This window comes from Pseudomonas veronii (genome assembly GCF_002028325.1).
GTDB classification, from domain to species: domain Bacteria; phylum Pseudomonadota; class Gammaproteobacteria; order Pseudomonadales; family Pseudomonadaceae; genus Aquipseudomonas; species Aquipseudomonas veronii.
In genome coordinates this window covers 1,600,547-1,626,588 of the sequence record NZ_CP018420.1, presented here as the reverse complement: position 1 = coordinate 1,626,588, position 26,042 = coordinate 1,600,547, and the positions used below count along the sequence as shown (strand labels likewise).

Here is a 26,042-nt window from a genome sequence, read left to right as displayed (position 1 = left end):
CCTGGTAACACCCGTCGGCCAGCCGTCATCGGCGCGACATGGGCGCTCATCTTCAAGGCGTATGCCTACCTGTCACAAAGCTCGTGCAGAGTGATCTGCGCGCCCTACCCGCTTGCCAGGAGTCTTACGACATGAGGCCAGAAATCGCTGTGTTGGATATACAGGGTCAGTATCGGGTTTACACGGAGTTCTATCGCGCGGACGCGGCTGAAAAGACCATCATCCTGGTCAACGGCTCCATGGCCACCACGGCCTCCTTCGCCCAAACCGTGAAAAGCCTGTACCCGCAGTTCAATGTGGTTTTGTACGACCAGCCCTACGCCGGTCGCTCCAAAATCCATAACCGCCACGAGCAGATGCTGACGAAGGAAGTCGAAGGCCAGATCCTCCTGGAACTCATCGACCACTTCGCCGCCGAACACGTGTTGTCCTTCTCCTGGGGCGGCGCCGCCACCCTCGTCGCCCTCGCCCAGCGCCCGCGCCGCGTGGAAAAGGCGGTGATCAGCTCGTTCTCGCCGGTGATCAACGCGCCCATGCGCGATTATCTCGAACGCGGCGTCGACTACCTCGGCAAGCTCGACCGCGACCGCGTCGGCCACCTGGTCAACAGCACCATCGGCAAACACCTGCCGTCGCTGTTCAAGCGCTTCAACTACCGCCACGTCAGCAGCCTGGCCGAGCATGAATACGGGCAGATGCACTTCCACATCAGCCACGTACTCAACAGCGACCGGCTGTGCTACCTCAAGGCCGCGCGCCAGATCACCGTGCCGGTGCTGTTCATGAACGGTGAATGGGACGAATACACCAGCGCCGAGGATGCCCAGCAGTTCGGGCAATACGTGCCAAACAGCAGCTTCAGCACGATCCAGGCGACCGGGCATTTTCTGGACATGGAGCACAAAGCAGCCTGCCGCGACAGCCGCGACGCCGTGGTCGGCTTTCTGAAGCCCGCGCGGCAGACCAGCCGATTGCGCTATCACCAGGGCCAGGCGCAGCATGCCTTTGCGCTCTGAAACACAGCCGACTGTAGGAGCGAGCATGCCCGCTCCTACAGTCGGTCGGCTCGTTGCCTACGCAAACACACGCAACCTGCACATTTCTCAAAGAAAAACTTCAAATCGCGGCGCACATCTGGTACAAAGTCAGCCGCTCTGAGCGGGTGTCGTATAATGGCATTACTCCAGCTTCCCAAGCTGATAACGAGGGTTCTAATAGGACACCCCGTTTTGTGAGCAAAGAAATATGTGTAATGCGGGTATAGTTTAGTGGCAAAACGAAAGCTTCCCAAGCTTTAGTTGAGGGTTCGATTCCCTCTACCCGCTCCACAACACAGCACCACGCCCCAGCAAATATGGATTGCCCCTCCCCTCATCCCTGATCAGCATTCCCTCCATCCCGGCCTACTTTCCAATCGCACAGCCCCTCCCCTCCGTGCCAATGAACGACCATCCGCGATCACATTAGGTTGTGAATAAAGAAACTCTGAAAACGCACGCCAAACGGTCAACTATCGGACACGGTGAATACGCGCTAGGCAGTGAGACCTGCATGAGGCAGGAAATCATAGATTACCTACGCCGCGCATCAGACCAAAGCCATCGTGTGAACTCAAAAAAGGTTCGGCCTGGAAGATCAATATCGTCTGCTGGAAGGTCAGCAGATTCCAACGCAGCGCGAAAGCGTTGCCATTGCTCTCTGGCTATCTCCGTGGACTGGATCATCATCTTCCTCTCCATGCTTTTATCTCCTTTATGCCGCTTTACATGGACTGTTACGGCTCAAGCCGAAGCAGCATTCATCATATTCGCTTTACCGAATATTCGCTAAAGCGTATATTCGATTTTCCATATACATCGAGTTCAACCATGAGCCCTGCGATCAAAGTGCTTTTCGTATGCGTTGCCAACTCAGCCCGCTCCCTGCTTGCAGAGGCTTTGCTGCGGCACACCGACCCGCGCTTCGAGGCCTTCAGCGCAGGATCCGAACCGTCTGAGGTTGATCCGCGCACGACTCAAGCATTGGAGGCAGTTGGAGTCGATGCAACGGGCCTGCGCAGCAAGTCCATCAGCGAGTTTCAAGCTGATCGATTCGATTACGTAATCACTCTTTGTGATAAATCCGCAAGCGAGTGCCTACCAATGCCCAGTGCAGGTGAAGTCATTGCCTGGGACTTTCCTGACCCAGTAAATAGCGATGATCCCGGCGCATTTCGCCACACGCTCCACGACATCCACGAGCGAATCAAGCTCTTCGTTTTGCTTAAGACCAAACACTTGGAGGATCTATGACAGACCCCATGAACCCCATCACGCTATTCAAGTGCCTGGCAGACGACACCCGAACCAAAATTACGATGCTCGTCGTGAGTGAAGGCGAGTTATGTGTCTGCGAGCTGACAGCCGCTCTTGAGATGAATCAGCCCAAAATTTCTCGTCACTTGGCGCTGCTTCGTTCAGCAGGCTTGCTGATGGATCGTCGCCAGGGTCAGTGGGTGTACTACCGCCTGAATCCCGATTTGCCTGCGTGGGTAACTGCGGTTTTGAAAGAAGTCGTAGACGCCAATCAGCAATGGCTGGAAACCGAGACTAAACGCCTGTGCGCTATGAACGACCGTCCGATCAATCAGGCCGTGTGCAGTTGATTCACGCCCAACCGGATTAACGAAATGCTGATTGCCGTATTGATATTTATCGCCACCATCGTACTCGTCATCTGGCAGCCCAAGGGGCTCGGAGTTGGTTGGAGTGCCACGTTGGGTGCCATCGTGGCGTTGCTGGCAGGCGTCGTTACTCTTGCAGACATACCCGAGGTCTGGCGCATCGTCTGGAATGCTACCGGGACTTTCATTGCGGTCATCATCATCAGTTTGCTGCTTGATGAGGCAGGCTTTTTCAAATGGGCTGCGCTGCATGTGGCCCGATGGGGAGGCGGGAGCACCCGCAAGCTGTTCGCATTTATCGTCCTGCTGGGCGCAGCGGTGTCGGCCCTGTTCGCCAATGACGGAGCAGCATTGATCCTCACACCCATTGTGATCGCGATGTTGCTGGCGTTGCGTTTTTCTCCTGCGGCTACTTTGGCATTCGTCATGGCCGCCGGTTTTATCGCCGATACGGCGAGCTTACCGCTGGTGGTTTCCAACCTGGTCAACATCGTTTCTGCCGACTACTTCGATATCGGCTTCAACGAATATGCTTCGATCATGGTGCCGGTAAACATCGTCAGCGTGGCGGCGACATTAGCCATGCTGCTGTGGTTTTTCCGCAAAGATTTACCAAAGACCTATGACCTCAACCAACTGGACAATCCGGACGAGGCAATCCACGACCGGGCCACTTTTGTAGCCGGCTGGTGGGTGCTGGCACTACTCCTGATCGGCTTCTTTGTCATTGAGCCATTGGGGGTACCAATCAGCGCCATTGCAGCGGTCTGTGCATTCATTCTCTATGTCATCGCGGCTCGTGGTCACGCCATCAACACAAGCAAGGTGCTCAAAGAGGCGCCATGGCAGGTGGTGATTTTTTCTTTGGGTATGTACCTGGTTGTTTATGGCCTGAAGAACGCCGGCCTGACCGACCACATCGCGCAAATCCTGAACGTGTTCGCCGGTTATGGCGTTTGGGGCGCATCCCTGGGTACAGGGCTGCTAACAGCGTTGCTGTCATCGATCATGAACAACATGCCCACCGTTCTGGTAGGCGCCTTATCCATTCATGCCGCCGAAGTCGATGGTGTAGTCCAGCAAGCGATGGTTTACGCCAATATCATCGGCTGCGACCTGGGCCCGAAGATCACCCCAATTGGGAGCTTGGCCACTCTGTTGTGGCTGCACGTGCTGGCCCGGAAAAACATAACGATCAGTTGGGGTTACTACTTCAAGACCGGGATCGTGCTGACCGTGCCCATCCTCGTCGCCACATTGTCCGCCCTGGCACTGCGCCTCAGTTTCTGAATCAAGGAATCATCTGATGAAAGTCTTGTTCATGTGCACCCACAACAGCTGCCGCAGCATTCTGTCCGAGGCGCTTTTCAACCACTTGGCACCCGAGGGTGTAGAAGCCGTCAGCTCAGGAAGCTTTCCCAGTGGCCGGGTGAATCAACGGGCATTGCAAACGCTGGAGGCGGCGGGTATTTCCACGGTGGGCTTGAGCAGCAAGGCTTCGGATGCTTTTGAAGGCTCGCCTCCAGACATCGTGATCACTGTCTGCGACCGGGCAGCGGGTGAAGCATGCCCAATCTTCTTTGGGCCAGCTTTGAAGGCGCATTGGGGGCTGGCCGACCCGTCTGAGGCTAGCGGGTCGGAAGCCGAGATCACCGCAGCGTTTGAAGCCACACTGGCCAAAATTCACGAACGCGTGAGTGCGTTTCTTGCACTGCCGCTCAAGACCATGAGCCCTGACCAACTGAAAGCTGAACTGAACCGCATCGGTTCGCTTTAAAGATCAACCGAGGCGGCGTCCTAGCCGGCGCCGTGGTAGGAGTTTATATGCAAGATACATTGCCGAACGTACACACCGACCTGATCGACATTCCGTCGTTGGAGCAACTGGAGCCGCGTACACCGTCACTCCATAAGCCTCGAATTCTGCTTTTGTACGGATCGACGCGAGAGCGCTCTTTCAGCCGGTTAGTCACACAAGAGGCGGCACGCCTGCTGAATGAGTTTGGCGCTGAAACCAAGATCTTTGACCCATCGGGTCTGCCGCTGCCGGATGACGCTCCCGATACACATCCCAAGGTCGCTGAGCTGCGCGAGCTGATGCAATGGTCTGAGGGGCAGGTGTGGTGCTCCCCTGAGCGTCACGGCTCGATGAGTGCAGTATTCAAAGCCCAAATTGACTGGGTTCCGCTGGCGATTGGCGCTGTACGACCTACGCAAGGCAAAACCCTTGCTGTGATGCAGGTCTGCGGCGGCTCGCAATCTTTCAACGTGGTCAATCAGTTGCGCGTACTGGGTCGATGGATGCGGATGTTCACCATCCCAAACCAATCTTCGGTGGCCAAGGCGTTCACCGAGTTCGACGAGGTAGGCCGCATGAAGCCGTCCTCGTACTACGACCGACTGGTGGACGTGATGGAAGAGCTAATGAAGTTCACGCTGCTGTTGCGGGGTCGCCAGGACTACTTGGTTGATCGCTACTCCGAGCGTAAAGAGTCCGCTGAAGAGCTGTCCAAGCGCGTCAACCAGCGCTCCATTTAACGTCACCGCGAGGAAACTGTATGAGTCAGATAACGATCTACCACAACCCGCAATGTGGCACCTCTCGCAACACCTTGGAGCTGATCCGCAACAGCGGAGAAGAGCCGACTGTTATCGAGTACCTACAGACCCCACCTGACCGCACCACGCTTGTCAGGTTGATCAAGGATATGGGTATCGAGGTGCGGGCCCTGCTTCGTATCAAAGGCACTCCCTACGAGGAGCTGGGACTCGGTGATACGTCACTTACTGATGACCAGCTCATCGATGCCATGATGGCTCACCCCATTCTGATCAATCGCCCCATCGTCGTGACGACCTTGGGTACACGCTTGTGTCGTCCTTCAGAGGCAGTCCTCGACCTTCTGCCGCAAGAGCAGCGCGGCAGCTTCGTCAAAGAAGACGGACAAGTCGTCATTGATGAGAATGGCCGCAGGGTTTAAACCAATGTGAAGCAGATGGGCCTGGAGGGATGCTGGTGAATCAAAACTCGAAATTTGATGCAGTGGTCATTGGCGGTGGCCAATCCGCGCTCACCGTTTGCATGAGGCCTAATTGCCGGCTGGCCAATGGCAGCTTTAGCATCCTCAACATATGAGCTAGATCAGTTGGGTTCAAACTTGGTTCGCTATACTGTCTACCGCCCAACATCGACTCAAGGTTTTCCCATGGCTCCTTCGCCCAGCGACCAACGAGATGTAGTCATTATCGGTGGGGGGCAGTCAGCCTTGGCGGTAGCGTATTTCCTGCGCCGAACTCAACTTTCGTTCGTCATCCTCGACGCCGAGGAAGAGCCCGGTGGTGCATGGCGGCATGGCTGGAACTCGCTGCGTTTATTCTCCCCGTCCACTTGGAGTTCGATCCCAGGCTGGATGATGCCTCCTGCGCAGGAAGGGTATCCAACGCGAAATCATGTGATCGACTATCTCAGCCAATATGAGCAGCGCTATCAATTCCCGGTTGAGCGCCCGGTTCGGGCCGTTTCTGTAGAGCGTATAGAGTCTGGCTTACGAGTGCGTTCTGACGCCAAGTATTGGGATGCCAAGATTGTAATCAGCGCTACCGGCACTTGGAGCAATCCGTATATCCCTCACTACCCTGATGCCGAGTTATTCGCCGGTCGGCAATTGCATTCCGCGAACTATGTCGATGCACAAGCGTTTGCTGGCAAGAAGGTTTTGGTGGTGGGTGGTGGCAATTCAGGAGCGCAGATTTTGGCAGAAGTCTCCAAGGTCGCTGAGACCACTTGGGTGACTCCTACCGAGCCGGTGTTTTTGCCTGATGAAGTGGATGGGCGGGTGCTATTCGAACGTGCCACTCAGCGCTTGAAAGCTCAGCAGGAGGGGCGTGTCATTGATCAGCCCGTCGGCGGGTTGGGAGACATTGTCATGGTGCCGCCAGTTGTAGACGCCCGTGAGCGTGAAGTTCTCAAGTCTGTACGCCCTTTTGAACGCTTCACTCGCGACGGTGTGATGTGGGCCGACGGCTCCGAATCTGCAGTGGACGTGGTGATCTGGTGTACCGGATTCAGGCCCGCACTTCAGCATCTTGATTCGTTGGGGGTGATCGACACTGAAGGTCGTGTTGAGGTCGACGGCACTCACTCGATCCTGGAACCAAGACTATGGCTGGTGGGCTATGGCGAGTGGACAGGTTCGGCTTCCGCCACACTGATCGGTGTAACACGCACAGCACGCAGCACAGTCAATGAGATCGCGACCTATCTTGACGAGCCGTCCGTGGCCTAGTGCGCCTACACCCCAGGAGTAGAGGACATGAATGAAATGATCGTGCGCTGGCCGGAGCGCAATCCCCGCCTGTTTTTAGCGGTTGCAGCGCTTGTCTGGTTCGGATTGTATGAAGCCCTGATACCTGTTTCAGAGGTTTTGGTCGCAGCGCTTCCGGTTGATCGAAATAGCCACCTTGGAGGCGCCTTACAGTTTTTTTTCTACGACACGCCCAAAGTGTTGATGCTGTTGACTGGCATCGTGTTCTTGATGGGCATGCTCAACTCCCACTTCACGCCTGAACGCACCCGCGCAATATTGGCAGGGCGAAGCGAGGGCACGGCCAATGTCATGGCGGCCTCGCTCGGTGTGTTTACCCCATTTTGCTCGTGCTCAGCCGTTCCTCTTTTTATAGGTTTTGTTCAAGCTGGCGTGCCCCTGGGGGTAACGTTCTCCTTCCTCATTTCTGCGCCCATGGTGAATGAGGTCGCGCTGACACTGCTGCTTGGCTTGTTCGGCTGGAAAGTTGCGTTGCTGTATCTCAGCCTAGGGTTGTTTATTGCGATTGTGGCTGGCTGGGTCATTGGCCGCCTGAAAATGGAGGCCTATCTGGAAGATTGGGTTCGTGACATGCCGAGGATCCAGGCAACTGCCGGGGACACCCGCATGCCCCTGTATGAGCGGATAAGTGCCGGGTTTGGCAGCGTGCGTGAAATCGTCGGAAAAGTCTGGCCTTACATCCTCGCCGGTATTGCCATTGGCGCGGGCATTCACGGGTATGTGCCAGAGGATTTCATGGCCAGTTTCATGGGCAAGGAAGCCTGGTGGTCGGTTCCGCTCGCGGTTCTTATCGGCATCCCCATGTATACCAATGCGGCAGGCATCATCCCCATTGTGCAGGCACTACTCGCAAAGGGCGCGGCACTGGGCACTGTGCTGGCCTTCATGATGAGTGTCATCGCTCTATCTCTTCCGGAGATGGTGATTTTGCGCAAGGTGCTTAAAGTTCGCCTGATAGCCACCTTCATTGGGGTCGTCGCCGTCGGCATTCTCATCGTTGGTTACGTCTTCAACTTCGCTTTGTAATCCACCTACCGAGGTTTTTATGAAAGACATCAAGGTTCTGGGCACCGGTTGTGCAAAATGCAAATCGACAGTCGCCATCATCGAACAAGTGGCGAGTGCGAAAGGCATCCCCGTAAAGCTGGAAAAAATCGAAGACATGCAACAGATCGTCAGCTACGGGGTCATGTCCACCCCGAGTGTTGTGATTGATGGAAAGGTTGTTCACTCAGGGGGCATCCCGACCCGTGACAAGGTTGAAGAGTGGCTCAGCGCTTAGAGGGACTAGAGGCTCCTCAGGCCACAGTGGGGTGACCGCTGCTGGCTGAGAACGCAGCTCGCCTACCTACACACCTACACAACCTTCGTACCTCCTTGTCCATTAAGGGTTCGATTCCCTTCACCCGCTCCACTCAGATATTGGTCTCGCGTCAGGATGGTTTTGACGGGGGATGTAAAAAACCGGTCCTTGGTGGCCGGTTTTTATGGGTGAAATATAGAGTCGGGCGCTTCAAAGCCTCGGAAGCCTTCAAAATAAACACCGCAAAACATGTACAAAACAATATTTTTGTACAACTATCAGTCCTTGAACCTCAGCACCCCGCCCCACTCGATCAAGGAGCCGGTCCATGGCACGCCTACTGGTTTCACTGCTTCTGGTATTGAGCCTGTGCAGCTGCGGCAACGTAGAGGTCGACCACTACGCCGACCAGCAACCGCAGTTGGACCTGGAGCGTTTCTTCAGCAAACCCGTCAAGGCCTGGGGCATATTCCAGAAGCGTTCGGGGGAAGTGGCCAAGCGCTTTGAGGTAGATATCGCCAGCCGACGCGAGGGCGATGCGTTGATTCTCGACGAGCGTTTTCTCTACAGCGATGGCACGCGCCAGCAGCGGGTGTGGACGTTGACACCGGATGGCCCCGGGCGCTGGCGCGGGCGCGCGGGGGATGTGGTCGGCGAGGCGATTGGCGAGGTGGCCGGCAACGCATTGCGTTGGCGCTACCGCCTCAACCTGGCGGTGGATGGCTCGGTCTACGAAGTCAGTTTTGACGACTGGATGTACTTGATGGACGAAGACACGTTGATCAACCGGTCGAGCATGTCCAAGTTTGGCGTCGAATGGGGCCAGGTCACGCTGTTCTTTCGTCGCCAATGAACGACCCACTGCGAGGCTGAATCATGAACATGCAAATGCTGACCGAACTGGCCGTAAAGGGTGAGATACGCGAGCTGGAGTTGCTGTCGCTGGAGGGCGGTTTCTACATCGCGCGCGTCAGGCTCGAGCATACGGCGATGACGCTGCTGGACGAGGATGCGAAACCGATGCGTATCGGCTCGACCACGCATTTGCGCGACCTGTTGCAACGGGTTCCGGCGTTTCCTTGTGTGCTGGTGCAGCACTGCGTCCACGATGAAATGTGCGGTACACGTGAAGGCCCCATCGGTGCGTTGCGTATTCCGTTTACGTTGGCCCAGTCCTTCTAGGGTGCATTTCATTCTTTGGCTGGCCTTCCCTTGGTATGGGTGGGTTGGAAAGGGAAACCTACCGCACGCGATCCTGTGCCGCTTCTGTCAGTAACACCTCCTACACGCTAATTCTCTGCTCCCCACACTCCAAGTCAACGTCGATGGACAGATTCAAACGCCCATAGATCTGAAGATCAGCGGTCCCGACAACCGCTTTTATATACATATAAAATATGCATAATTAAAACCTTCAGAATTCAATATGACGCCGCGAAAAACACACTCAATAAAAGCAAGCACAACGGCTTGAGCCGGGCGGATACGGAACCGGTGTTTTATGACGAATCAGCACTGGTATGGCAAACCCATGACCATGACGAGTATCGCTGGTGCATCATCGGGAAGGACGCGAAAGGAAGAATATTGGTGGTCGCCTATACCTATCGGGACCCGTATTTTGTGAGACCTATCAGCGCAAGACTCGCATCCAGAAATGAACGACCGGAAGTATCTGGAGGCTTGAATCATGAAAGACGAATACGACCTCAGCAACACTAAACGCGGCGCTGTCGCCAGCAGTAAAGGCAAAACCCGGATCACCATCATGCTCGACGACTCAGTGATCGAGGCGGCTCGCGAAAGGGCTGAAAATGCCGGTACGGGTTACCAGACCGTCATCAACAACATTCTTCGGCAAGCGCTTATTTCTCAGGATGTTCATGATCTGGCGCCCACGCCTAAAAAACCGCTGAAGACACTTCAGGTCATCAACAGCGGAATCAGTCAATCCGAAGTGGAGGCGCTGGAACAGCAATTGATCGCCGTTGCAGGAGAGCTGAATCGCGTGTTGGGTACGCCTAAGCTCGGCAAACAGAAAAACAAACCCTCGCTGTGATAGATAAAGCCCTACGCCCTTCCAAATAAAGACAGCGAGAGGCAAGGCGAACAAGCACCGACTGCCGTAAGCCAAACCCGCTTAAACCTCGTTTCTTAAACTCCTTCGCACCTCCCACACCAACGGCAACGTCACCAGCAACATCCCCGCCAACACCATCACCGCCACCGACACGCCCAGCGCATCGCCTACGCCCCCCATCAGCACCGGCGCCAGCGCTCCGCCGCCAATGGTGCCGGTGTAGAACAGCGCAAAGGCCCGCTCCCGTTTGCCGGGGCTGACCAGGTCCGGCACGGCGCCGTACAGCACCGACGAGGTGCCATTGAGCACCAGCCCCAACACCGGCAACATCAGCATCAGCCCAACCAGCGGCAGATACAGCGCGGCGACGATCAGCAGCGCCGTGCTGGTTTCCGTCAGCCAGACGGTTTTCATCATGCCGATACGCACGCCGAGATAGCCGCAGAACAGTTTGCCGAATGCACCGCCGATGAACAGCAGCGTCAACGCCAGGCCGATACCGGCCGTGCCCGCGCCTTTGGCTTGCAGCAGGAACGGCAGGAAGGTGAGAAAACCCATTCGCACGGCGCTGTCGATAGTGCCGGTAAGGATCAATGCGCGCAGGCCGGCGGCGGAGCCGGTTGCGGTGCAAGGCTGGGGCTTGGTTGTGGATGCGGCTGCGTGTGGCTGACCGGGGATCAGCCACCACAGCAACCCCGCCGCCGCCAGGCCGAGCAGCCCCAACAGTGTGGCGCTGGCCCGCCAACTGATCAGCGTGAGCAACAGGCCAACCAGGCCGGGAATCAGGGTTTTGCCGATGTCGCCGGAAAAGTTGTAGTGGGCCAGCGCTTGCTTGACGCCACCACCGTCCTCATACGCGTCCGTGATCATCGAGGATGCCAGCGGGTGCTGGGTGCTGGCGCCCAGGCCACCAAGCAGCAGCGCCAACAACAGCACGGTCAACCCGCTGGCTTGCCCGACCAACAGGTAAGCGACACCCGCCAACGCGGTGCCGCCCACCAGCATCGGAGTACGCCCCCAGCGTGTGGCGGCGCGGCTGGCCATCAGTTGGAACACCGCCATCATCCCGGAATAGGCGCCGCGCAACAGGCCGATCTGGACGTAGGACAAGGCGAATTGAGCTTGCCAGATAGGCAGCAGAACGTAGATCACATCGGTGAGGCCATCGTGTACGGCATGGGCGCTGCAGCCGGCGATGAGCGCGCGGCGGCGGGTGGATGTTTCAGCAGCAGGCAAAGCGACGGTGTCGTTCATGGTGTGCGGATCAATTGAGGTTTAAGGGGCTTCCAGCCAGTCAAGGCGATCAGCAACGTCAGCAGTTGGAACACGATGATCAGCGCCACACACCCGGCCCAGCCCCAGCGCTCCCAGATCAGCGCCGGGACGACGGCCCCGCAACTGCCGCCCAGGTAGTACGCGGTGAGATAGACCCCCACGGCCCCCGCCTTGTTGTCGCGAGCGCTGCCGGCAATGAACGCATTGGCGGCAGCCTGGGCCAGAAACACACCGGTAGAACTGAGCGCCAGCCCGATCACGATGCACCACAGCGACGGCATCAGGGTCAGCGCCGAGCCGCTGATGCCAAGCACCGCCGCGACACTCAGCAGTTCGGCGGGTGGGCGTGCTTTGCTCAGGCGCCCGGCGATGGGGATCACAACCAGGGCCAGCAAGAACACCATGTACAGCGTTCCCAAGGCCGCAGGCCCCAAGTTAAAAGGCGGTAGGCCAAGGTACAAACCTGCGTAGGTAAACGCCGCAACCTGGGAAAACAGCACGCAAAAACCTACGGCATACGCCGCCACCAAGGGTTTGCGAAACAGCCCCGACGAAAACGCTTCAACCTGCATCGCTCGCGGCCGACCGGCGGGCAGCAGAAACTGGATAAACCCGCCCACCATCAGGCTCAACACGGCCAGCAGCTCAAAGGCTTCGCGCCAGCCCACGTACTCGGTCATCACACCGGTGACGAACCGCCCCGCGAACCCTCCCAACACGGTGCCCGCGACATACAGGCTGGTGACTTCAGTGACCGTCCCACCACGCCAGCGCTCGCCGATATAGGCCACGCTGGTGGCGAATACCACCGGAATCAACATGCCTTCGACAAAGCGCCACATCAGCACTTCGGCGAAGCTATCGGCATAGGCAGTCATCAACGTCGGCAGCGCCAGCAGCAGCGCGGCCGTGCTGATCACGCTGCGCGGCTCCAGGCGTGCGGTCAGGCGGCTGACGAAAGGTGCACTGATCGCCACCGCCAGCGTGGTCACGGTGATGCTCCAGCCCGCCGTCCTGGCGCTGATCTGAAAGTGCGCGGCAAACGTCTGCAGGATGCTCTGGGTCGCATACAGGTTGAGAAACGCCGCGCAGCCACACAGGAACAGGGCAAGGCGGGCACAATGCAGGCGCGCGTTCATGAAACCTCTCGTTTTATTTTGAAAGGTCTTTATAGAATGGCGGGCGGGGCTTAAACCAATACCGAATTCGCACCGATTGATACCCAAGGATCAGGATGCTCGACCTACGCAAGCTGCGTTACTTTCTGATGGTCGCCGAAGAATTGCATTTCGGCCGCGCCGCCCTGCGTCTGCACCTGGCCCAGCCGCCATTGACCCGGCAGATTTCCGCGCTGGAGGCAGAGCTGGGTTTCAAACTGTTCGATCGCACCAGCCGCACGGTCGCCCTCACCGCCCAGGGCCGGGCGTTTTTGCCCTATGCCCGGGGTGTGCTGGAACAGGTCGAATTGGCCCACGTCATCGCCGGCAAACTCGCGGCCGGAACGGCCGGGCAATTGGCGTTGGGGTATGTCAGTTCAATCGCCCTGTCGGATCTGTTCAGCCAGGCGATCCAGGCTTTCGCGCAACGCTTCCCGGATGTGCAATTGACCCTGGTGGAATGCGCCTCCGGCAGCCTCGGCGCGCAGGTCGCCGATGGGCGGCTGGATATCGGCTTGAGCCGGCTGTTACCGCAAAACGACTACGTGCAGGCGCTGTCGCTGGGCGAAGAGCGGCTGGTGGCGGCGGTATCCAGCGACAGCCCGCTGGCCGAGCAGGCAACCGTCAGCCTGGCGCAGCTCTGCGCGTACCCGGTGATACTGTTTCCCGCGGACTATGGGTCAGGGCTGAACCAGACCGTCGAGCAGCTTTATCGCCAGCATGGCGTGCCCCTGCGCGCGGGGCCAACGGGGCGCCAGATCACCTCGATCATCGCCCTGGTGGCCGCCGGGCAAGGGGTGGCCTTGGTGCCGGCCTGCACGCAGAGCTTGATGAACAAGGGCGTGACGTACAGGCCGTTGGTGGAGGTGGATGCATGTGCGCGGTTGTTGGTGCTGACCCCGACTGAAAGACCGAGTGCATTGGTTGATGCGTTTCTCTCCGTCATCGGAGAAGCGTCACTCCTGCGAAAACCCCAGTAATACCTCTGACCGACGCCCGTCCTGCGCGCTCATACGCTTGATTCGCCCCCCCACCGAACTATCGCTCACCGACCGCTGGTAGGTAGAGTGTTGATAATTTATCTTCAGTGGTTATAGCCACCACCAACACACACCACAAGGAGGTGCTGTGGATAGCCGATATTTAATAGGCCATATCGTCGCCGACGGCTGGTATCTGGTGCGCGTCAGAGGTAGCCATCACCCCTTCAAGCACCCGACGAAACCGGGGCTGGTGACAATTCCTCATCCGAAGAAGGACTTGTTGGACAAGACCGCCAAAAGCATGTTGAAACAGGCACTGCTGAGTTAACTGTCCTTGGAGGACAACGAACGTGCTGTACCCCATCGCAATTTCTACTGGTGACGAAGACCATGCCTGGGGCGTGGAAGTCCCGGACATTCCTGGTTGCTACTCCGCCGGTGACGACTTGGACGACGCCATGGCCATGGCCCGTGAAGCGATTGAAGGCCACTTCGAAATTCTCGCCGAAGACGGTGCGCCGATTCCCAGCGCGCAGAAAGTCACCCTGCATGCAGCCAACCCCAAGTACGCCGGTTGCATGTGGGCAGTGGTGGACATCGATGTCACCAAATACCTGGGCAAGGCGCAGAAACTCAACATCACCCTGCCAGGCTATTTGCTCAATCGTATCGATGAATACGTACTGCACCATCCCGAGGAAAAAAGCCGTTCGGGGTTCCTCGCGTCCGCAGCGCTCAAGGTGCTGCAACAGGATCGATAGCGGCATCTGAATGCGCCGACAGACTCGTTCCGGCGGAATTTGACCGCAAGAAACGTAGTTTTCCTCCAGGTCGATGGAACTACCGTAGCGCTGTACCCTTTTACGTCCGTTCTCCAAGGAGCCCGTTGATGGCCTACGAATACACACTCATGCCCTCCCCCGTCGGCGAACTGACCCTGGTGTCCCGCCATGGCAAACTCAGCGCCATCCTATGGGAAACAGAGCGCGCGAACCGTGTACGCCTGGGGGAATTGCGCGAAGTGAAAGACAACCCCGTGCTGTTGGAAACCGAGCGCCAGTTGCAGGAATACTTCGCCGGTGCCCGTCATCGGTTCGAGCTGGAGCTGGACTTCACCGGCACCGACTTTCAGAAACAAGTCTGGCAGGCACTGCTGACCATCCCCTTCGGCGAAACCCGCAGCTACAGCCAGATCGCCCAGCAGATCGGCAACCCGAAAGCCGTGCGCGCCGTGGGCGCGGCCAATGGGCGTAATCCGATCTCGATCATTGCGCCGTGCCATCGAGTCATTGGCGCATCGGGCGGCTTGACCGGGTTTGCCGGCGGGCTTGCGGCCAAGCAGTATCTGCTCGCACTGGAAGGCACAGGCCAGGCGGAACTGCGGTTCTGAGTGCGCCGGCGACCAGGACCGACTTGAACCCGGCATAAAAAAACGGCGGTTGGATGGGCGCCAACCGCCGTTTTGCATATCGAGTGCAAGCCTCAACCGTCGCCTTGACGGCCTTTACCGTAGGTAGATGCCAGGGCGCGGGCCTTTTGCAGACGCTCTTCCAGCTTGGGCAGCGTCTCATCCACCAGCGCTTTTATTTCCGGGACATCCGACGCGGCACCTTCCTGCTTGAACAGCGCGATGGCGTCTTCGTTTTCCTTGACCTGTTGCGCGGTGTAGGCAGCATCGAAGGAATCACCGTCCTTGAGCTCGGGCATGAGGGTTTCGGCTTTGTCGACGATCTTCTCGCGCGGCGCCACGGGCAGGTCGAGCTTCTTGGCGATGGCCGCCAGATGCTGGTTGGCCAGGGTGCGCTCGTTGATCACCTCGATGGTGTAGTCCTTGATTTCCTGGGACGAGGTCTTGGCGTGGGCCATGCGGCTGGTTTCGATATCGGCCATGCCTTGGGCCGAAGCCTGCTCGATGAATTCAGCCGGCGACTGGGCGAAAGCATTGCTGGTGCCGAGGCCCAGCAGCATCGCGAAACTGGCGGTGCGTAACCGGATAGCCATGCGGCTCATGATGGGTTCCTCCAGGGCAAAAATAGGTGCGAGAACATACGCCCCGCTCTGAATTCGAATTTTAACCGCCGCAAAGGTTTAGAAAAAACTTGCCAGTGCGACGAACGGTCGCCGCCTCACGCCGGTTTACTGCCGAACAGGCCCGGCAACGCGTGGGCCAGCGCATTGATGGCGAAGCCGATGAACATCACCCCACAGAGCTTGGTGATGAGGATTTCGTGACGCTGATACACCGTGCGTACCCGCTGCGCGCCCACCACGCCGATCAGAATCGCGTAGGCCAACAGCCCACCGATAAAGCTCAGCAAGATCAACGATGGCAGCATCGCCCAGGTCAGCAACTCGGCACGGCTGGACAGCAAGGCGGTAAACGTAGCGACGGCCACCGGGTAGGCCTTGGGGTTGGTCAGGCCGAACAGGATGCCGTGCCAGAACGGATGCCGCGCCGCGCCCTGAGGTGCCTCACTGCTGCGGCGCTGGGTACGGATCGCGCGCCAGCCCAGCCAGAACAAGTACGCGCCACTGAGCACGCCCAGCACATCGAACGCAGTGCTGCCGACTTCCCGCGCCCCCACGATCGCAATCAGCGCGGTGCTGCACCACAGCACATCGCCGAGCAAATGCCCGCACAGAAAACCGGCCCCGGCGCGACGCCCCCGGGCCGCGCCGATACCGAACACGGCCAACACCCCCGGGCCAGGCGTAATACCGTAGATAAAACCCGAAGCGAGGACGGCGAGCAGCAAGGATGGGGTCATGGGCGTGACTCTGACTGACGGTTGAGAGGTGGAAGGATTCTGCACGTTCCCGCGCTACGGGTAAAACTGCATGCCGGCATAAGGCTTGGCGCGACAGGCTTGCAGGCGCGAGGCCAGATCACCGACATGGGCTTCGAGCTTGTGGCCATCGGGGTCGAGAAAATAGAACGAAGCGCCCTCGCTGCGGTTGTCGCGCCACTCTGCTACGCCGGCGGCACGCAGGCGTTGCACCAGCGCGGCGAAGTTGCTCGCGCCTACCGTGAAGGCAAAGTGGGTGTATTCAGCCGCCGGCACCGACGGGCGCAGTGGGTCGAGGCACAGGCACAGCCACAAGCCGGGCAATGACAGGTAGGCGCCGTTGTCCCAGGTGGCGTCGAGGCGAAGTTGCAGCAGGTCATGGTAGAAGCTGACGCTGCGCGGCAGATCGGTGACTGCCAGGGTCAAGTGGTTGAGGCCGGTGAGCATGGGGTCGTTCCTGTTAGTGGCAACCTTCGGACAATACACCCTGCACCTGCGCCTTCAACCACTGCAACCCCGAATCCCCACCCCGCCGCGCATGCCACGCCAGCTCAAAGGCGAACGACGGAATATGAAACGGCGGCGGCACCGTCGACAGTTGCTCACGGTCGATGTTGAGCACGCCCCTCGACGAGACGGTCAGGATCAGGTCCGTGCCCTCGATCAACTGCGGCGCCACGCCCCAATGCGGCAGGCTGATCGCCACATGCCGCCGCTCACGGATCACACTCAGTGCCCGCTCGATTTCCGGGGTGCCGCTGCCGCGCATTTCCAAGAGCACATGGGGCCGCGACAGGTAGGTGGGCAGGTCGAGCGTGCCGCTGGGTGGCAGGCTGGCGCGGTCGACCAGGCAGGTGTAATGCTCTTCGAATAACGGCGTAGTACGCAATTCAGCAGGCATGTCAGGGAAGACCCCGGCAGCCAGGTCGATATCGCCGCTGAGCACGCCGTCCACCATGCCTTCGCGGCTGGCCTGGATGATCTGCAGATCGATGCCGGGCGCTTCACGGCGCAAGGTTCGCACCAGCCCCGGCAGGAAAATCGCCGCGCTGTAGTCCGACATCGCCACGCGAAACTTGCGCGTGGCCGAGGCCGGATCAAAGCGATTCGGTGCCAGCAGCGCCTGCACCTGGGCCAAGGCCTGCGCCAACGGTATCGCCAACTCCAGCGCGCGGGCAGTCGGCAGCAACCTGCCGCCGTGACGCACCAGCAGCGGATCACCAAGCATGTCGCGCAGGCGCGCCAAGGCGTGGCTGACCGCCGGCTGGCTCAGGTGCAAACGTGCAGCGGCGCGGGTGACGTGCTGCTCGCTGAGCAAGGCGTCGAGGATCACCAACAGGTTGAGATCGATGCGGCGCAGATCATTCATCAGCTGCATGCCCTGCATAAAAACTTGGAATTTAAATTTGCGCGACGAATGGCCTAGAGTCCAGCAAAACCTCTGGGAGATTCAACATGACGACGTTGCAGTGGGCAGGTTTATTGCTTTTGGCGGTGATCGCCGGGGCGGTGGTGCCGTTTCAAAGCGCGATCAATGCCAACCTCGGGCGCGGGCTCGGTCACCCGTTGTGGGCAACGCTGGCGTCGTTGCTGGTGAGCGTCATCGTGCTGCTGCCAGTGATCATCGCCTTGCGCCTGCCGTTGCCGAGCCTGGCGTTTATCGGCAAGGCGCCGCTATGGATGTGGGCCGGCGGTGCATTTGGCGTGTGCTTTATCTCGTTGGCGTTGATGCTGCTGCCCAAGCTGGGCGCATCGGGCTTTATCGCGCTGGCCATGGCAGGGCAACTTCTCGCCTCGCTGCTGCTCGATCACTTCGGCCTGTTCGGCCTGGTGGAACGCCCGCTGACAACGCCCCGGGCACTGGGCGCGTTGCTGTTGATCGGTGGCGTCGCGTTGATTCAGTTCAGCGCCACCCCCGCCCGCGCACTCGCGACGGCGAGCTGATCAGCGGTTGTTCAGAGAGGCCAGCCGATGGATCTCGGCTTGCTCCACCACCGGCTGTGGTGCGCCGTGACGCACCGCCGCCAACATCGCACGGCCAACGGTCTCGGTGCTGACTACCCAACCTGGCTTTATCCGACGCACCAACGAGAGCAACGGCCCGAGTACCGTATAGAACAACGCGTACAAAGGCGTCTTCGAACGCACGTCGTGCAACGGCTGAATCAGCCCTGGCCGGAACACATACACCGCCTTGAACGGCAGGCGCAGCAAGGCATTTTCGGTCTTGCCCTTGACCCGCGCCCACATCGACTGGCTCGTTTCGGAACTGTCGGTGCCGGCGCCGGACACATAGATAAACGTCATTTGCGGATTGAGCCGCGCCAGGGTGCTGGCAGCGACCAGGGTCAGATCATAGGTAAGATGGGTGTAGCGGGTTTCATTCATCCCTGCCGATGAAACACCGAGGCAAAAGAAGCAGGCACCGAAACCTTGCAGCAAGTTCTCCAGAGCCTGCAAATCCAACATGTCCGCGTGCAGCACCTGATGCAGTTTGGCGTGCTCCAGGGTCAACGGCGTGCGGCCGACGGCGACGACTTCCTGCACGTCGGCGGCCAGCAGGCACTCGCGCAGAACGCCTTGACCGATCACGCCAGTGGCACCGAATAACAGAACTCTCATCAAATCCTCCTTCATCCCGCTAGATTTACCTAGCCGACAGACAAGTCTTTTGAACGCTATCGGCACATCCGTTTGCACGCTGACACCTTACCTAATCGCGTGACGCACAACCTGAATAAATTGCATGCCCCCACGAAAACGCCACACTCTAATACTCCTCTGACGCAAAGGGCACGGATTAGAAAGCGTCTATCGAGACATCTATTCGCCATCATAAAAAGTAGGACCTTACTCACACAAATAACTCCATTTTGAGTTACGAGCACGGGAAATGTCTGACTTATTTCACAATGGTTTCCCCGCTACTGTTTTCCGCCAACGCCCAAGGACGAATAGGCAAATGGAAAACACATCATTCACAAACAAATTTTCAAACTACAAAAAACTAATTGAGCTGGCTGAAACAGATTGGCACTTTGCAAAGACAGGCAGAATATGCGAACTCAACGTCACCATCAAAAACAACAACTACCTGACCGACCAGCACGGACGTGAATTCCATCACTTCTGCACAACCTCATATCTCGGCCTTGATTATCATCAAGACATAATAGAGGGAGCGATTTGCGGAATAAGGGAGGCTAAAACCCTCCGAATTGCAAACTCAAAAAACCGATGCAAACTTGAAATCCTGGAACGGTACGAACAGGAGCTTTCGACTCTCTTCGACTCCATCTGCTTGAGTACTTTATCGTGCAGTTCAGCCAGCTCGGGGCTACTCCCCTTGCTCGCCAGCGGAGTGCTTACAAATAACTGTTCGCCAACAATGGTTTTCGACAAGCATTCTCACTATTCCATGAACCATATCAAAGCCTCATGCGCTGATGAGACCGAAGTTAAAACAGCGCCACACAATGATCTTTCCTTCATTGAGGAATTATGTAAAAAACGAAAAAAGGTCGCCTATGTATGCGATGGAATATATAGCATGGGCGGAATTGCGGACATCGATGGGTTACTTTATTTGAAATCGCGTTACGGACTATTTCTTTACATGGACGACTCCCATGCGCTATCGGCATTCGGAGAGAGAGGAAGAGGTTTCATCCGGCCGCGCATACAAACGCTAGACGATCAGACGTTAATTGTAGCCTCTCTAGGTAAATCCTTTGGTGCTAGTGGGGGATTAATCATGTTTGGTAGCGAAAGACAAAAGAGCCTGATGCACCGATACGGAGGCCCTAGCAACTGGTCTCAAAGCCTAAATTCGGCAGCTATAGGTGCAGGACTAGCCTCAATAAAAATACATCAAACGGAAGAACTGTGTTCACTTCAAGAGAAACTCCTACTCAACATAAAATTATTTGACAGCCTGATACATACCGACCAATCCGGTACAGATGCTGCAATACGGCTGATCACCTGTGGCAAAGCGGAAAAAGCAAACACCCTCACCATTCATCTTGCGGAAAAAGGCTTTTTTACATCCTCCGTATTTTTCCCAGTGGTGCCAAGAGGAAAAGCTGCAATACGCGTCACTCTTCGAGCAGACATGGACCCTGCGACAATAATATTATTTTGCTCGTACCTCACCACTCTACTGAACAAGCACGAAATCAATAATTAACACTCACATCAGCTAAAAAACAACATTCACTTACTCGCATTGATTATTAACCCCTCTAAAAACCAGGCACCTGTGAACACCACGATAATCAGATAAGACGCATAACAATCCCCTTGAAACCTGGAGTGAAGGACAATACTTATTGAAAAATACCACCCCCCTAGCCCTCGCCTGCAGCGCCGCATTCCTTTCCCAAGTGGGCATCAGCAGCTACCTGCCGGCAGTCCCGGCCATCGCCCAGTCTCTACCGGCCGCCGAAGATCAGGTCGCCCTGGCCTTGGCAGCATATCTGGTGGGCATGGCACTTCCGATGTTGCTGTGGGGCAGCCTGGGCGAACGCTTTGGCAGAAAGCCGGTGTTGCTGGTGGCGCTGGCGGTGTATGCCTCGGCGAGTGTCGCAATTGCGTCGGCGTTCAATGTTGAGTCTTTTCTGGCACTGCGCCTGATTCAAGGCCTGGGCGCGGGCGGCATATCGGTGATGGCGCGAGTATTGGTGCGGGACAGTTTCAGCGGCACGCTGTTGGCCAAAGGCTTGTCGTGGTTGGGGATGACCTTTGTGATCGCCCTGGGCATCGGCCAATTCCTGGGTTCGCTGTTGCAGGCAGCATTTGGCTGGAAGGCGATCTTTTATAGCCTAGCGATCGGCGCCGTCATATTGATGCTGGTGTTACCACGCGTGATTTTTCCGACATTGGTGAAGGCCGATTCGTCGGCGTCAGCCTGGCGCATTTACACCCGGATTCTGCGACACCCCGCGTTCCTGCATGCAGCATTAGCGGGTGGGTTGGGTTATGCGGTGATCATTGCGTTCAACACCTGTGCGCCGATGATTCTGCAGGGGCGTTTCGACTGGAGTGCCGCGCAGTACGGCTGGCTGGGCTGGCCGATCAGCGGGGCGTATCTGGCGGGAGCGTTGATGGTCAATCGCTTCGTCGCGCACACGGGCCGTTTGATGATGATGGGCTGGGGCGTGGGGTTAGTGTTGCTCGGCACAGCGATCATGCTGCTTGGCAGTGTGTTTGCCAGCGGGCTCGCATTGCTGCTGTGGTTACCGTATTGCCTGGCGGTGCTGGGGCAATCAATGAGTTACCCCATCAGTTTGTCCGTGGCCAATGATGAGTCACCAATCAGCGGCTCCTACGCCATGGCGTTGAGCGGCTTTATGCATCAGTTGATAGCGGCATTGATCGGTGGTGTGGCAAGCCTGCTAGTGAGTCAGCAGGCATGGCCGTTGGCGCTGTTGTGCGTGGCCTTGGCGGGCGGCGCATGTGCGTGTGTCGCCTGCTGCCGGTCGGATCAGAACGCGCTGCGGAAAATCTCCTCAATCTGACGCTGATCAGCTCGGCGTGGGTTGGTCAGGCCGCAGGCGTCTTTCAACGCGTTGGTGGCCAGCAGCGGAATGTCCTGCAACTTGGCGCCCAGTTCGCGCAGGCCGGCGGGGATGTCGACGTCCTGGGACAGGGTACGGATGGCGGCGATGGCGGCTTGGGCGCCCTCTTCCGGCGAATTGCCGTTGATGTCCGCACCCAGCGCACGGCCGACGTCGCTCAAACGCTTGGCACTGACGCTGGCGTTGAAACTCTGCACATGGGGCAGCAATACCGCGTTGCACACGCCGTGGGGCAAGTCGTACAGGCCGCCCAGTTGGTGGGCCATGGCATGCACGAAACCCAGGGAGGCGTTGTTGAACGCCATGCCGGCGAGGAACTGCGCATAGGCCATGTTTTCCCGCGCGGCCTTGTCGGTGCCGTCGCGTACCGCTAGGCGCAGGTTGGCGCTGATCAGTTCGATGGCCTTGATCGCGCAGGCGTCGGTGATCGGCGTGGCGGCGGTGGATACGTAGGCTTCGATGGCGTGGGTCAGGGCGTCCATGCCGGTGGCGGCGGTGAGGCCCTTGGGCATGCCGACCATCAGCGACGGGTCGTTGACCGACAACAGCGGCGTGACGTTGCGGTCGACGATGGCCATTTTCACGTGACGGGTTTCGTCGGTGATGATGCAGAAACGGGTCATCTCGCTGGCGGTGCCGGCGGTGGTGTTGATGGCCACCAGCGGCAGTTGCGGCTTGCTCGATTGATCGACGCCTTCGTAGTCGCCGATATGCCCGCCATTGGTCGCGCACAGTGCGATGCCCTTGGCGCAGTCATGGGGCGAGCCGCCGCCCAGGGACACCACGAAATCACAGGCGCTCTGCTGCAACAGCGCGAGGCCTTTCTCGACGTTGTCCACATTGGGGTTGGGCTTGGCGCCGTCGTAGATCACCGAATCGATGTCCTGCATCGCCAGTTTCTCGGCGATCATGCTGGCCACGCCCGCCTTCGCCAGGCCGGCGTCGGTAACGATCAGGGCCTTGCGAAAACCGTAGTTGCGAATGGCGACCATCGCGTCGTCAAGGCAGTCAGTGCCCATGATGTTAACGGCGGGGATGAAGAAGGTACTGCTCATGGCGAATCCTCAGAGGCGTTATGCCGACAGCATCAACGTTCATCACAGGGCCCACCTTGATCAGGATCAACCCTCGCTCGTGATAAAGTCACCGACCCGCCGATTTCGAGTAGACCCGCCGCGATGAAGGATTTTCAGGATATTGACGCCCACCTTGAAGACTGGAGCGCACTGCGCAGCGCCATCGACTTCAGTGGAATTCTGATCGGCAACGGCGCCAGCCGAGCGATTTGGGAAGACTTTGCCTACGACTCGCTGTTCGAAAACGCACGCACCGTTGAAGAAAAACCCTTGAGCCAATCCGAGCTGAGCGTGTTCGACGCCCTGCAGACCCGCAGTTTCGAGCAGGCCCTGAGCGCGCTGAAGACCACCAGCCGGGTCAACAAAGCCCTGGCGGTCAGTTCGGCGGCGCCGCGCAATCGCTACTATGCGATCAAGGAAGCATTGATCAACACCATCCACGCCGTACACATCCCGTGGCGCCTGGTGCAGCCGTCGACATTGGCGACGATCAACGCGGAACTGGCCAGCTACTCCACGGTATTCACCAGCAACTACGACTTGCTCAACTACTGGGCGATCCTGCACGCCCCCGGCATCGACGACCTGTTCCGCAGCGCCGACGCCAGCTTCGACCTGCGCGACACCCGCACCGACGCCACGCGCATCCTTTACCTGCACGGCGGCCTGCACCTGGTGCGCAACCTCGACGGCACCGCACGCAAATTGCCGACCACCGACAGCACCCTGCTCAGCAGTTTTGCGATCAACAACACGATCAAGACCCTGGACGATGTGCCGTTGTTTGTCAGCGAGGGCAAGGTGGAAGAGAAGCTCAAGACCATCCGCAGCTCGGATTATCTGTCGTTCTGCTACGAGCAGTTACTCGGCCATGAAGGGGCGCTGTGCATCTTCGGCCACGACCTGGGAGCGCAGGATAAACACTTGGTGGATGCGATTCGCCAGGCCCGGGTGACGACCCTGGCGATCGCGGTATCGGGGCGCAGCGATGGGTTTATCCGCCAGCAGAAGCGGCGGTATTCGCAGTTGTTCGATGGCAGCGGCGTGGCGTTGAGATTCTTTGCCGCGCGCAGCCATGCGCTGGGGCATCCGGCGCTGTCGGTGCCGGTCGAACGCTGAGGTCCTGAGCCGCTTGCGCAGGGTCAGTGTATTTGCCTGGAGACAAACGACAATAATTCTCGATATCATTCACGACTTTTCTACGTCGTGCTTCGCCAAGAAGGATATCCATGTCGCGTCCCAAATCCGACCCGCTGTCGGACGATGCCTTTCGCGGGTTTTATGCAGACATTCTGTATTTCCTGCGCAAGCGCACGGACAACGCCAGCGACGCGGCGGACATGACCCAGGATGTCTTCACCCAATGGCTGGACTACCGCGACCGGGCCAAGGTCGAGCAGCCACGGGCGTTTCTGTTCCAGATGGCGCGCAACCTGTTGCGCGATCACTGGCGCAAACAGAAGGTACGGCAGGCCGTCCACGCCGATCAGGTTGAAAGGGATGCCGAGCCGGTCATTGACGAGCACAACCCGCCGATGGCCGCCGCGCTTCGCTTGCAACGCCTGGAACAGTTGAAAGAAGTCCTCGCCGAACTCTCGCCGCGCAGGCGAGAAGCCCTTATGCTGCATCGCTTCGAAGGCTTGAGCCAGGCGCAGATCGCCGAGCGCATGGGTATTTCGACCAGCATGGTGGAAAAGCACATCGCTTTTGCCCTGCTGCATTGCAAGCGACGCCTTCAACCTGACCCCGGCACGGAGCAGCCAGCATGAACCGCCTGAGCGACATCGACGCCCCGGACATCGAAACGAGCGACGCCGTCGATGCCCAAGCCGCCAGCTGGTTTGCACGCAACCGCAACGCCACCGCACGCGCCGACCGCAAGGCCTTCGCCGCCTGGCAGGCGGTGCCGGCCCATGCCCAAGCCTATGCCGAATTCGAACAACTGTGGGCCGACCTCGCCCAGTTGCAGCAACTGAACACGCCCGTGGCGCTGCCCAAGCGCACCGCCGTGATCTGGCGCCCGGCCCTGGCCGTGGCGGCCGCCCTGCTCTGCGCGGTACTGACCACGCCCCTCGGCGCGCCGCGCGAGTTGTATCACACCCAGGTCGCAGCCCACGCCAAGGGCATGCGTACCCTGAACCTGCCCGATGGCAGCCGCCTCTACGTGAATGCCAACACCCGCCTGCGCGTAGATTTCAGCGCCCACCAACGCATCGTTCACCTGGACAAGGGCCAGCTGTATATCGAAGTGGCGGCCGACAAGGAATGGCCGCTGTACGTGCAAGCCGGCGAAGCGACGGTGCGCGTGGTGGGCACCGCTTTCGATGTGCGACGCGGCCAGCAGCAACTGGTGGTGAGTGTTGCCCACGGCCAGGTGGCGTTCGCGCCGGATGCGACCAAACCGGTCGCGTTGCTCGGCGCCCAGCAACGCGCCAGCTTCGACTACGCCAAGGGCACCGTGCAACAACAAACCCTCACCGCCGAGGAGGTTGCCGACTGGCGCAGCGGGCATTTGTCGTTCCGCAATCGCGAGCTGGCCAGCCTGATCGATGAGTTGAGTTTGTACCGTCCCCAACCCCCGCTGCAGGTGAGTCACGCCGTGGCGCACCTGAAGGTGTCAGGCAACCTGGATGTGCATGACCCGGATGCCTTGCTCAACGCCCTGCCCGCCTTGTTGCCGGTGAAAACCGTGACCTCGGCCGATGGCATTGTCCGGATCGAACCCCGAAAATAACCCCGAAGCAGACACATGAGAATATTTTTCATTCGCATGTGTGGTTTTTTTCCTCAGCCCCGTCTTCCTCCTGATTGTGTTC

General features: G+C 58.5%; 31 protein-coding genes, 1 tRNA gene and 1 pseudogene. 25 read left to right on the top strand and 8 right to left on the bottom strand.

What is annotated here, in order from left to right; all coding sequences use genetic code 11:
* The first annotated feature begins 131 nt into the window (after positions 1-131).
* The 15 genes and pseudogenes from PverR02_RS07440 to PverR02_RS07365 all read left to right on the top strand — a co-directional run bounded on the left by PverR02_RS07440 (position 132) and on the right by PverR02_RS07365 (position 10,349).
* Positions 132-1,016, top strand: a complete 885-nt coding sequence (locus tag PverR02_RS07440; RefSeq protein WP_057004957.1) for an alpha/beta fold hydrolase — start codon at positions 132-134, stop codon at positions 1,014-1,016.
* A gap of 238 nt (positions 1,017-1,254) precedes the next feature.
* Positions 1,255-1,328 (top strand) — tRNA-Gly (locus tag PverR02_RS07435).
* 540 nt (positions 1,329-1,868) lie between these two features.
* Positions 1,869-2,291 carry an arsenate reductase ArsC gene (locus PverR02_RS07425; RefSeq protein ID WP_079443034.1) on the top strand — a complete coding sequence of 141 codons (423 nt, stop codon included), beginning with the start codon at positions 1,869-1,871 and terminating at the stop codon, positions 2,289-2,291.
* Positions 2,288-2,644, top strand: coding sequence for a metalloregulator ArsR/SmtB family transcription factor (locus PverR02_RS07420; protein WP_017844877.1), 357 nt, complete (start codon positions 2,288-2,290; stop codon positions 2,642-2,644). Before PverR02_RS07425 ends, PverR02_RS07420 begins: the two co-directional genes overlap by 4 nt.
* A 24-nt stretch (positions 2,645-2,668) precedes the next feature.
* On the top strand, positions 2,669-3,952 hold the full coding sequence (locus PverR02_RS07415; RefSeq protein ID WP_017844876.1) for an arsenic transporter: 1,284 nt from the start codon (positions 2,669-2,671) through the stop codon (positions 3,950-3,952).
* A 16-nt stretch (positions 3,953-3,968) separates the two neighbouring features.
* On the top strand, positions 3,969-4,439 hold the full coding sequence (locus PverR02_RS07410; protein ID WP_007247285.1) for an arsenate reductase ArsC: 471 nt from the start codon (positions 3,969-3,971) through the stop codon (positions 4,437-4,439).
* 47 nt (positions 4,440-4,486) lie between these two features.
* Complete coding sequence (arsH, locus tag PverR02_RS07405) at positions 4,487-5,200, top strand: arsenical resistance protein ArsH (protein WP_017844875.1); 714 nt, start codon at positions 4,487-4,489, stop codon at positions 5,198-5,200.
* Positions 5,201-5,220: 20 nt separating this feature from the next.
* Entirely contained in the window at positions 5,221-5,643 is a 423-nt protein-coding gene (gene arsC, locus PverR02_RS07400) for an arsenate reductase (glutaredoxin) (RefSeq protein WP_017844874.1), read from the top strand.
* A gap of 225 nt (positions 5,644-5,868) precedes the next feature.
* Complete coding sequence (locus PverR02_RS07395; protein WP_079443033.1) at positions 5,869-6,948, top strand: ArsO family NAD(P)H-dependent flavin-containing monooxygenase; 1,080 nt, start codon at positions 5,869-5,871, stop codon at positions 6,946-6,948.
* A 27-nt stretch (positions 6,949-6,975) separates the two neighbouring features.
* The gene (locus PverR02_RS07390; RefSeq protein WP_079443032.1) at positions 6,976-8,013 is read left to right on the top strand and encodes a permease; all 1,038 of its coding nucleotides are present in this window, start codon (positions 6,976-6,978) and stop codon (positions 8,011-8,013) included.
* Between the two features lie 19 nt (positions 8,014-8,032).
* On the top strand, positions 8,033-8,269 hold the full coding sequence (locus tag PverR02_RS07385) for a thioredoxin family protein (RefSeq protein ID WP_017844871.1): 237 nt from the start codon (positions 8,033-8,035) through the stop codon (positions 8,267-8,269).
* A 349-nt stretch (positions 8,270-8,618) separates the two neighbouring features.
* Positions 8,619-9,143: a DUF3833 domain-containing protein gene (locus PverR02_RS07380; RefSeq protein ID WP_017844870.1), complete on the top strand. Its 525-nt coding sequence runs from the start codon at positions 8,619-8,621 to the stop codon at positions 9,141-9,143.
* A 23-nt stretch (positions 9,144-9,166) separates the two neighbouring features.
* Positions 9,167-9,472 carry a DUF6482 family protein gene (locus tag PverR02_RS07375; RefSeq protein WP_017844869.1) on the top strand — a complete coding sequence of 102 codons (306 nt, stop codon included), beginning with the start codon at positions 9,167-9,169 and terminating at the stop codon, positions 9,470-9,472.
* A gap of 222 nt (positions 9,473-9,694) precedes the next feature.
* Positions 9,695-9,977, top strand: a pseudogene (locus PverR02_RS07370) (BrnT family toxin).
* Between the two features lie 3 nt (positions 9,978-9,980).
* Positions 9,981-10,349: a BrnA antitoxin family protein gene (locus tag PverR02_RS07365; RefSeq protein ID WP_079443030.1), complete on the top strand. Its 369-nt coding sequence runs from the start codon at positions 9,981-9,983 to the stop codon at positions 10,347-10,349.
* A gap of 81 nt (positions 10,350-10,430) precedes the next feature.
* Here PverR02_RS07365 and PverR02_RS07360 read toward each other — a convergent pair whose 3' ends face one another.
* Positions 10,431-11,624, bottom strand: coding sequence for an MFS transporter (locus PverR02_RS07360; RefSeq protein ID WP_079443029.1), 1,194 nt, complete (start codon positions 11,622-11,624; stop codon positions 10,431-10,433).
* Positions 11,621-12,784, bottom strand: coding sequence for an MFS transporter (locus tag PverR02_RS07355; protein WP_057004763.1), 1,164 nt, complete (start codon positions 12,782-12,784; stop codon positions 11,621-11,623). The genes PverR02_RS07360 and PverR02_RS07355 overlap by 4 nt, the downstream gene beginning before the upstream one ends.
* A gap of 95 nt (positions 12,785-12,879) precedes the next feature.
* On the opposite strand from PverR02_RS07355, the gene PverR02_RS07350 reads away from it, so the two are divergent.
* The 4 genes from PverR02_RS07350 (at position 12,880) to PverR02_RS07335 (ending at position 15,175) form a co-directional block, all read left to right on the top strand.
* On the top strand, positions 12,880-13,782 hold the full coding sequence (locus PverR02_RS07350; protein ID WP_079443028.1) for a LysR family transcriptional regulator: 903 nt from the start codon (positions 12,880-12,882) through the stop codon (positions 13,780-13,782).
* Positions 13,783-13,930: 148 nt separating this feature from the next.
* On the top strand, positions 13,931-14,113 hold the full coding sequence (locus PverR02_RS07345; RefSeq protein WP_057004762.1) for a type II toxin-antitoxin system HicA family toxin: 183 nt from the start codon (positions 13,931-13,933) through the stop codon (positions 14,111-14,113).
* A gap of 22 nt (positions 14,114-14,135) precedes the next feature.
* Positions 14,136-14,546, top strand: coding sequence for a type II toxin-antitoxin system HicB family antitoxin (locus PverR02_RS07340; protein ID WP_079443027.1), 411 nt, complete (start codon positions 14,136-14,138; stop codon positions 14,544-14,546).
* 128 nt (positions 14,547-14,674) lie between these two features.
* Positions 14,675-15,175, top strand: a complete 501-nt coding sequence (locus tag PverR02_RS07335) for a methylated-DNA--[protein]-cysteine S-methyltransferase (protein ID WP_046490294.1) — start codon at positions 14,675-14,677, stop codon at positions 15,173-15,175.
* A 92-nt stretch (positions 15,176-15,267) separates the two neighbouring features.
* On the opposite strand, the gene PverR02_RS07330 is transcribed toward PverR02_RS07335, so the two are convergent.
* The 4 genes from PverR02_RS07330 to PverR02_RS07315 all read right to left on the bottom strand — a co-directional run bounded on the left by PverR02_RS07330 (position 15,268) and on the right by PverR02_RS07315 (position 17,949).
* Positions 15,268-15,795 (bottom strand): DUF4142 domain-containing protein, encoded by a 528-nt coding sequence (locus PverR02_RS07330; RefSeq protein WP_079443026.1) that lies wholly within the window; start codon positions 15,793-15,795, stop codon positions 15,268-15,270.
* 116 nt (positions 15,796-15,911) lie between these two features.
* Positions 15,912-16,553 (bottom strand): LysE family translocator, encoded by a 642-nt coding sequence (locus PverR02_RS07325; protein ID WP_046384396.1) that lies wholly within the window; start codon positions 16,551-16,553, stop codon positions 15,912-15,914.
* Positions 16,554-16,607: 54 nt separating this feature from the next.
* A complete protein-coding gene (fos, locus tag PverR02_RS07320; protein WP_046384397.1) occupies positions 16,608-17,018 on the bottom strand; it encodes a fosfomycin resistance glutathione transferase in 411 nt (136 codons plus the stop codon).
* Positions 17,019-17,031: 13 nt separating this feature from the next.
* The gene (locus tag PverR02_RS07315; RefSeq protein ID WP_376740634.1) at positions 17,032-17,949 is read right to left on the bottom strand and encodes a LysR family transcriptional regulator; all 918 of its coding nucleotides are present in this window, start codon (positions 17,947-17,949) and stop codon (positions 17,032-17,034) included.
* A gap of 77 nt (positions 17,950-18,026) precedes the next feature.
* On the opposite strand from PverR02_RS07315, the gene PverR02_RS07310 reads away from it, so the two are divergent.
* Complete coding sequence (locus tag PverR02_RS07310) at positions 18,027-18,515, top strand: DMT family transporter (RefSeq protein WP_079443025.1); 489 nt, start codon at positions 18,027-18,029, stop codon at positions 18,513-18,515.
* Here the strand turns inward: PverR02_RS07310 and PverR02_RS07305 are convergent, their stop codons facing one another.
* Positions 18,516-19,193 carry an NAD(P)H-binding protein gene (locus PverR02_RS07305; RefSeq protein WP_079443024.1) on the bottom strand — a complete coding sequence of 226 codons (678 nt, stop codon included), beginning with the start codon at positions 19,191-19,193 and terminating at the stop codon, positions 18,516-18,518.
* 340 nt (positions 19,194-19,533) lie between these two features.
* Here PverR02_RS07305 and PverR02_RS07300 point away from each other — a divergent pair, with 340 nt between their 5' ends.
* Complete coding sequence (locus tag PverR02_RS07300) at positions 19,534-20,760, top strand: aminotransferase class I/II-fold pyridoxal phosphate-dependent enzyme (protein WP_079443023.1); 1,227 nt, start codon at positions 19,534-19,536, stop codon at positions 20,758-20,760.
* A gap of 142 nt (positions 20,761-20,902) precedes the next feature.
* Entirely contained in the window at positions 20,903-22,090 is a 1,188-nt protein-coding gene (locus PverR02_RS07295) for an MFS transporter (protein ID WP_079443022.1), read from the top strand.
* Here the strand turns inward: PverR02_RS07295 and yiaY are convergent.
* Positions 22,057-23,205 carry an L-threonine dehydrogenase gene (gene yiaY / locus PverR02_RS07290; protein WP_017844859.1) on the bottom strand — a complete coding sequence of 383 codons (1,149 nt, stop codon included), beginning with the start codon at positions 23,203-23,205 and terminating at the stop codon, positions 22,057-22,059. The two genes, PverR02_RS07295 and yiaY, sit on opposite strands and share 34 nt — an antisense overlap.
* Positions 23,206-23,328: 123 nt before the next feature.
* Here yiaY and PverR02_RS07285 point away from each other — a divergent pair, with 123 nt between their 5' ends.
* The 3 genes from PverR02_RS07285 (at position 23,329) to PverR02_RS07275 (ending at position 25,960) form a co-directional block, all read left to right on the top strand.
* Positions 23,329-24,345, top strand: a complete 1,017-nt coding sequence (locus PverR02_RS07285) for a DUF4917 family protein (RefSeq protein WP_079443021.1) — start codon at positions 23,329-23,331, stop codon at positions 24,343-24,345.
* A gap of 110 nt (positions 24,346-24,455) precedes the next feature.
* Positions 24,456-24,995: an RNA polymerase sigma factor gene (locus tag PverR02_RS07280; protein WP_017844857.1), complete on the top strand. Its 540-nt coding sequence runs from the start codon at positions 24,456-24,458 to the stop codon at positions 24,993-24,995.
* On the top strand, positions 24,992-25,960 hold the full coding sequence (locus tag PverR02_RS07275; RefSeq protein WP_046384403.1) for a FecR family protein: 969 nt from the start codon (positions 24,992-24,994) through the stop codon (positions 25,958-25,960). Before PverR02_RS07280 ends, PverR02_RS07275 begins: the two co-directional genes overlap by 4 nt.
* Positions 25,961-26,042: the final 82 nt, after the last annotated feature.

Excerpts from the sequence above, each read along its gene's own strand:
- PverR02_RS07415 (WP_017844876.1), top strand. The coding sequence starts at position 2,669 with ATGCTGATTGCCGTATTGATATTTATCGCCACCATCGTACTCGTCATC.
- PverR02_RS07395 (WP_079443033.1), top strand. The coding sequence starts at position 5,869 with ATGGCTCCTTCGCCCAGCGACCAACGAGATGTAGTCATTATCGGTGGG.
- PverR02_RS07390 (WP_079443032.1), top strand. The coding sequence starts at position 6,976 with ATGAATGAAATGATCGTGCGCTGGCCGGAGCGCAATCCCCGCCTGTTT.
- PverR02_RS07360 (WP_079443029.1), bottom strand. The coding sequence starts at position 11,624 with ATGAACGACACCGTCGCTTTGCCTGCTGCTGAAACATCCACCCGCCGC.
- PverR02_RS07440 (WP_057004957.1), top strand. The coding sequence starts at position 132 with ATGAGGCCAGAAATCGCTGTGTTGGATATACAGGGTCAGTATCGGGTT.
- PverR02_RS07420 (WP_017844877.1), top strand. The coding sequence starts at position 2,288 with ATGACAGACCCCATGAACCCCATCACGCTATTCAAGTGCCTGGCAGAC.
- PverR02_RS07385 (WP_017844871.1), top strand. The coding sequence starts at position 8,033 with ATGAAAGACATCAAGGTTCTGGGCACCGGTTGTGCAAAATGCAAATCG.
- PverR02_RS07280 (WP_017844857.1), top strand. The coding sequence starts at position 24,456 with ATGTCGCGTCCCAAATCCGACCCGCTGTCGGACGATGCCTTTCGCGGG.
- PverR02_RS07310 (WP_079443025.1), top strand. The coding sequence starts at position 18,027 with ATGACGACGTTGCAGTGGGCAGGTTTATTGCTTTTGGCGGTGATCGCC.
- PverR02_RS07275 (WP_046384403.1), top strand. The coding sequence starts at position 24,992 with ATGAACCGCCTGAGCGACATCGACGCCCCGGACATCGAAACGAGCGAC.
- PverR02_RS07365 (WP_079443030.1), top strand. The coding sequence starts at position 9,981 with ATGAAAGACGAATACGACCTCAGCAACACTAAACGCGGCGCTGTCGCC.
- PverR02_RS07425 (WP_079443034.1), top strand. The coding sequence starts at position 1,869 with ATGAGCCCTGCGATCAAAGTGCTTTTCGTATGCGTTGCCAACTCAGCC.
- PverR02_RS07335 (WP_046490294.1), top strand. The coding sequence starts at position 14,675 with ATGGCCTACGAATACACACTCATGCCCTCCCCCGTCGGCGAACTGACC.
- arsC (WP_017844874.1), top strand. The coding sequence starts at position 5,221 with ATGAGTCAGATAACGATCTACCACAACCCGCAATGTGGCACCTCTCGC.
- arsH (WP_017844875.1), top strand. The coding sequence starts at position 4,487 with ATGCAAGATACATTGCCGAACGTACACACCGACCTGATCGACATTCCG.
- PverR02_RS07330 (WP_079443026.1), bottom strand. The coding sequence starts at position 15,795 with ATGAGCCGCATGGCTATCCGGTTACGCACCGCCAGTTTCGCGATGCTG.
- fos (WP_046384397.1), bottom strand. The coding sequence starts at position 17,018 with ATGCTCACCGGCCTCAACCACTTGACCCTGGCAGTCACCGATCTGCCG.
- PverR02_RS07375 (WP_017844869.1), top strand. The coding sequence starts at position 9,167 with ATGAACATGCAAATGCTGACCGAACTGGCCGTAAAGGGTGAGATACGC.
- PverR02_RS07350 (WP_079443028.1), top strand. The coding sequence starts at position 12,880 with ATGCTCGACCTACGCAAGCTGCGTTACTTTCTGATGGTCGCCGAAGAA.
- PverR02_RS07305 (WP_079443024.1), bottom strand. The coding sequence starts at position 19,193 with ATGAGAGTTCTGTTATTCGGTGCCACTGGCGTGATCGGTCAAGGCGTT.
- PverR02_RS07355 (WP_057004763.1), bottom strand. The coding sequence starts at position 12,784 with ATGAACGCGCGCCTGCATTGTGCCCGCCTTGCCCTGTTCCTGTGTGGC.
- PverR02_RS07380 (WP_017844870.1), top strand. The coding sequence starts at position 8,619 with ATGGCACGCCTACTGGTTTCACTGCTTCTGGTATTGAGCCTGTGCAGC.
- PverR02_RS07300 (WP_079443023.1), top strand. The coding sequence starts at position 19,534 with ATGGAAAACACATCATTCACAAACAAATTTTCAAACTACAAAAAACTA.
- PverR02_RS07410 (WP_007247285.1), top strand. The coding sequence starts at position 3,969 with ATGAAAGTCTTGTTCATGTGCACCCACAACAGCTGCCGCAGCATTCTG.
- PverR02_RS07285 (WP_079443021.1), top strand. The coding sequence starts at position 23,329 with ATGAAGGATTTTCAGGATATTGACGCCCACCTTGAAGACTGGAGCGCA.
- yiaY (WP_017844859.1), bottom strand. The coding sequence starts at position 23,205 with ATGAGCAGTACCTTCTTCATCCCCGCCGTTAACATCATGGGCACTGAC.
- PverR02_RS07315 (WP_376740634.1), bottom strand. The coding sequence starts at position 17,949 with ATGCAGCTGATGAATGATCTGCGCCGCATCGATCTCAACCTGTTGGTG.
- PverR02_RS07325 (WP_046384396.1), bottom strand. The coding sequence starts at position 16,553 with ATGACCCCATCCTTGCTGCTCGCCGTCCTCGCTTCGGGTTTTATCTAC.